We start from the raw sequence: 5,196 nt of genomic DNA on the forward strand, positions 1-5,196 counted from the left end.
GGGGCGGGAGGCCGGGGACGGGGCGGGGGAGGCCGCCGCGGGCCCGCTGGACGGCGTCAGGGTGGCGGTGCTGAACTTCCGGGAGCCGCGGCAGTCGGTGGCGGGCGGCGCGGAGGAGTACGCCTGGCAGGTCAGCCGCCACCTGGTCGCCCAGGGCGCGACGGTGCACTTCGCCACCAGCCGGGAGCCCGGCCAGGCCGGGAGCGAGCAGCTCGACGGCATCACGCTGCACCGGATGGGCAACCGCTACCTGGTCTACCTGCTCGTCCCGCTCTGGCTGCTGCTGCGCCGCCGCTCCTTCGACGTCGTCATCGACTCGATGAACGGCATCCCGTTCTTCTCACCCCTCGTCGTGCGCCGCCGCACCTCGGTCATCTGCCTGGTGCACCACGTCCACGACCGGCAGTTCTACGCGTTCTTCCCCGCCTGGCTGGCCAGGATCGGCTGCTTCATCGAGGGGCCGGTGGCCCGCCTGCTCTACCGCCGCCGGATGACGGTCACCGTCTCGGAGTCCTCCCGGGACGACCTGCGCACCCGGCTGCGCTGGACGGCCCCGATCCAGGTCGTGCCCAACGGAGGTCCGGCGGTCCGGCCCGTCACGCGGCTGGCCGTGCCGGGGGACCCGGCCGTGGTCTACCTGGGCCGGCTGGTCGGCCACAAGCGCGTCGAGCGCGTGATCGGCCTCGCCGCCGAGCTCGGGCGGAGCCGTCCCGGCCTGCACGTGCACGTCGTCGGGCGGGGGCCGGAGTCCGGCGCACTGGCCGCGTTCGCCGCCGAGAAGGGCGTCGCCGACCGCGTTCACCTGCACGGCTTCCTCTCCGAGGCGGACAAGAACGCCGTGCTGAGCTCGGCCCTGCTGAACGTGACGGCCTCGGAGTTCGAGGGCTGGGGCCTGACGGTGATCGAGGCGGCGGCCTTCGGCGTGCCCACGGTCGCCTACGACGTGGCGGGACTGCGCGACTCGGTCCGCGACGGGGTGACCGGCTGGCTGGTCCGGGACGGGGAGACGCTGGCCGCGGCGGTCGAGCGGGCGATCGGCGAGCTGTCCGATCCGGCGCGGCGGGCGGAGATCCAGCAGGCGTGCCGGGCCTGGGCGGGGGAGTTCACCTGGGGGCGGACCGGCGCTACGATAACCAGACTTATCGCCACAGATCTCTCCGTGTCCGACCGCCGACGCCGGTCCGCAGGTGCGGCCGGCGTGCTGGCCGCGACCTCCGACCTCCGTCTCGCCGTGGGTGAGACCGATCCCACTTGAGTCCCACGGTGACCTCCCGATGACCCCTGACAGCACGGACACCGCTCCTGCCCGGCTGCGGCACCGGCTGCGGCTCCTCGCGGGCTGCCTGCTGCTCGCGGCCGTCGCCTTCAACACCTCGCCCGGCCGGATCATCTCCGAGACCAAGCTCGACATGGCGCTCAACCCGCTGGGCTTCCTGTCGAGGGCGGTGCACCTGTGGGACGGAGCGTTCTTCGGCCACCTGCAGAACCAGGCCCACGGCTACTTCTTCCCGATGGGGCCTTTCTACGCCCTGTTCGAGGCACTGGACATGCCGCCGTGGAACATCCAGCGCCTGTGGATGACCGCGGTGCTGTGCGCGGCCTTCCTCGGCGTGGAGCGGCTGGCGCGCGCGATGGGGACCGGCACGCCCGCGACCCGGATCCTGGCCGGCCTCGCCTACGCGCTGGCGCCGCACGCCGTCACGCTGATCGGGATCAACTCCTCCGAGTTCCAGCCGAGCGCGGTGCTGCCGTGGATCCTGCTGCCGTTGGTGCGCGCCGCCCGCGAGGACGTGAGCCCGCGCCGCGCGGCGGCCCTGTCGGCGCTGGCGTTCCTGTTCGCCGGCGGGATCAACGCGGTGGCCGAACTCGCCGTGCTGGTGGTCCCGCTGCTGTACCTGCTCACCCGCCGGAAGGGGCCGCGCAAGCGGAGACTGCTGGCCTGGTGGCTCGCGTGCGTCGGCGCGGTGTCGATGTGGTGGCTGGTCCCGCTGCTCGTGATGGGGCAGTACATCTTCTCCTTCCTGCCCTTCATCGAGACGGCGTCCGCGACCACCAGCGTCACCTCGCTGCTCAACATCCTGCGCGGCACCTCCGGCTGGATCTCGTTCCTGGCGGTGGACGGCGACGCCTGGCTGCCCGCCGCGTTCGAGCAGGCCGCCACGCCCTGGCTGATCGCGGCGACCGCGCTCGCCGCCGGGCTCGGCGTCGCCGGAATCGCCGCCCGGGGCACTCCGGAGCGGTCCTTCCTCGCCGTCACCGCGCTGGCGGGGATCGTGATCCTCTCCTTCGGGCACGCGGACGCGCTGGTCCACCCCTGGACCGAGGAGGTGCGGGCGCTGCTGGACGGCCCGCTGGCGCCCTTCCGCAACCTGCACAAGTTCGACGCCCTGGTACGGCTCCCGCTCGCCCTCGGCCTGGCCGCGCTCCCGGCGGCCCTCCCCGTCCGGCTGCGCGACCCCGCCCTCCTCTTCGCCTCGGGAACGCTCGCCCTGACCGTCGCGCCCGTCGCCTTCGCGGGCGTCACCCCCGCCGGGGCGTTCAGCGAGGTCCCCGCCTACTGGCGGGACGCCGCCGCCTGGCTCAACAAGCACACCGGGGACGGGATGGTGCTCGCCGCACCCGGCTCGCGGCGGGGCGAGTACGTGTGGGGGCGCCCGATGGACGAGCCCGTGCAGTCGCTGCTGACCGTGCGCTGGGCCACCCACACCAACGTGCCCTGGGGGTCGCCCGGCCTGGCCCGGCTGCTCCAGGCGGTCGACGAGCGTTTCGCCACCGGCAAGGGCTCGCCCGGACTCACCTCCGCGCTGCGCCGGATCGGCGTCACCTACCTGCTCGTCCGCAACGACCTCGCCCGGGAGACGCTGGGTACCGCCTGGCCCGCACGGGTCCACGAGACCATCGCCGAGTCCGGCGGCCTGGAACGGGTCGCCGCCTTCGGGCCGGAGATCGGGAACACCTCCGCCACCACCGCCTCCGGCTGGTTCGACCAGCCGTATCCCGCCCTGGAGGTCTACGCGGTCCCCGACCCGGCGCCCCGGGCCGCCACCGTGCCCCGCCAGGGCGCCTCCGGGTGACCGGGGCGCCGGAGGCCGCGCTCGCCCTGGCGGAGGAAGGACTGCTCACCGACGACCGGGCCCTGCTGCTGGGCGACGAGCCGGGGGCGGGCGCCGTGCCGCCGGGTGACACGGTGACGACCGACACGCTGCGCCGCCGCGAGATCGTCTTCGGCGACGTGCGCCGGATCGGCACGGCCACGCTCACCGAGGAGCAACCCCTGCGGCGGAAGACGGTCCCCGACCTGACGGACCCGGCATGGCGGAGCGCCACCGCGTCGGCCGGGTACTCCGGCATCGAGGACGTGCTCGCCTCCTCCGCGGAGTCGGACGTCACCGCCGTGGGAGAACGGCGCGATCCGGGACGCCAGCCGTACGCGGCGATCGACGGCGACCTCCGGACGAGCTGGCGTTCCGACGGATGGGGCGGCGCGGTCGGGCAGTGGCTGGAGGTGCGCCTCGTCGAGAGCATGGAGATACCGCGGATCACGGTGGCGTTCGAGCAGTCGGTCGGGCCGCCGGTGGCGGAGATCGCCCTGGAGACGGCCGCCGGGACGCGCCGGGTGCCGGTGCTCCAGACGGCCGGTCCCCAGTCCGTCGCACCGCCGGCCGGCCGGAGCTCCTGGTTGAGGATCCGGGTGACCCGGCTGGCACACGACCCGAAGACCACCTTCGGCAACCGGGTCGGGATCACCGAGGTGACCGTCCCCGGGGTGAGGGCGAGCCGCAGGATCGTGGTCCCGCCGGAGCTCCTGGATGAGGATCCGGGCGCGGTCCTGCTCACCCGGCAGGGCGGCGCGCGGCCTGCATGCGGGGTTCCAGCACGTGGACCTGCTCGCCGCATCTGGAGATCCTGGGCGAGGACGGCTTCGGGTTCGACCGCGGGTTCACCGTCCGGACGGGCGGGTCGCGGGTCGTCACCGGGCGGACCGTGCTGACCGACCCCGTCGCGGCCCGGCGGCTCACCGACCTGCCCGGCGTCTTCCCCAAGGTGACCGCCTCCTCCACGGTCACCGACCACCCGGCGGTGCTCGGCCGCTCGGCCATGGACGGCGACCTGAGCACCCTCTGGTACGCCCACGGCGCCGACCGCGAGCCCGCCCTGACCGTCGAACTCGGCAAGGAGACGACGGTCTCGCGGCTCCGGGTGCTCCTGCCGGACTCCTATCTGGGACGGCCACCGGTCAAGGTGACCGTGCAGGCAGGAGGGCGGACGGTGCAGGGCTGGATCGACTCCGACGACCTGGTCACCTTCGCCCCGCTGCGCACGGACCGGCTGGTGATCCGGTTCTCTGCCTCCGCCGCGCGGCCGATCGAGGTGGCGGAGATCGCCGTCCCCGGGGTCGCGCCCCTGGGGTCGCTGGAGTCCTTGCCCCTCCGCCTGCCCTGTGGCGGCGGTCCGTCGCTCACCGTGAACGGCAACCCGGTGGCCACCGAGATCGTGGAGGGCACCCTGGGCGACGTGCTGAACGGCCGTCCGCTGGGCTACCGCTCCTGTGAGCCGGTCGAACTGGCGGCCGGACCGGCACGGGTGTCCGCCACCCCCGTCGACGCGTTCCGGATCGAGTCGATGCTCCTGCGCCCGTCCGCCGCCGGACCGGAGAAGGCCGCCGGGACGGACGCGACCCCGGTCAGCACCGAGATCTGGGGACCGGCGGAGCGGCGCGTGCGCGTCTCCGCCGCCGAGCCCTCCTATCTGGTGGTCAACGAGAACTTCAACCGGGGATGGCAGGCGCACCTGGACGGCGAGCCGCTCACCCCGGTCCGGCTGGACGGCTGGCGGCAGGCCTGGGAGGTGCCCGCCGGAGGGGGAATCGTGACCATGCGGTACGGACCTGACACGGTCTACCGGGCGACGCTGTTCGGCGGGCTGGCCCTGGTGCTCCTGGTGGTCGCGGCGGCCTGCGTGCCCGCTCGCCGTACCGCGCGGCACCCGGCGGGTACGGGCCCGCCGCGATCCGCGCGGCCTGGATCCGGCCGCTCGCCCCGCTCGTGGGGCTGTGGACCGGCGGCTTGGCCGGAGCCGTCATCGTGTGCGCGGCGCTGGTCCTGTACACCTGGCTGGGGACGGTGGCCGAGGCCCGGCACGCGCGTGGCGGACCGCTGCCCGCTCTGGCGGACGCGGTGACGGCGCCGTGGGCCG

The 5,196-nt window shown here is 74.4% G+C and carries 4 protein-coding genes; all 4 read left to right on the forward strand.

Features of this window, described 5'->3' with window-relative positions; all coding sequences use genetic code 11:
* Positions 1-1,255 (forward strand): glycosyltransferase family 4 protein (locus tag ACWJ6R_RS29575; protein WP_449065375.1); only part of this gene is annotated, 1,255 nt, incomplete at its 5' end.
* Between the two features lie 19 nt (positions 1,256-1,274).
* Complete coding sequence (locus tag ACWJ6R_RS29580; protein ID WP_449065376.1) at positions 1,275-3,074, forward strand: alpha-(1->3)-arabinofuranosyltransferase domain-containing protein; 1,800 nt, start codon at positions 1,275-1,277, stop codon at positions 3,072-3,074.
* A complete protein-coding gene (locus ACWJ6R_RS29585) occupies positions 3,071-3,991 on the forward strand; it encodes an alpha-(1->3)-arabinofuranosyltransferase domain-containing protein (RefSeq protein WP_449065377.1) in 921 nt (306 codons plus the stop codon). The genes ACWJ6R_RS29580 and ACWJ6R_RS29585 overlap by 4 nt, the downstream gene beginning before the upstream one ends.
* Before the next feature lie 107 nt (positions 3,992-4,098).
* Entirely contained in the window at positions 4,099-5,181 is a 1,083-nt protein-coding gene (locus tag ACWJ6R_RS29590) for a hypothetical protein (RefSeq protein ID WP_449065378.1), read from the forward strand.
* Positions 5,182-5,196 lie beyond the last annotated feature (15 nt).

Source organism: Planomonospora algeriensis (assembly GCF_977012225.1).

What these genes read in the sequence shown, in the direction of transcription:
- ACWJ6R_RS29580 (WP_449065376.1), top strand. Translation starts at nt 1,275, where the DNA reads ATGACCCCTGACAGCACGGACACCGCTCCTGCCCGGCTGCGGCACCGG.
- ACWJ6R_RS29590 (WP_449065378.1), top strand. Translation starts at nt 4,099, where the DNA reads ATGGACGGCGACCTGAGCACCCTCTGGTACGCCCACGGCGCCGACCGC.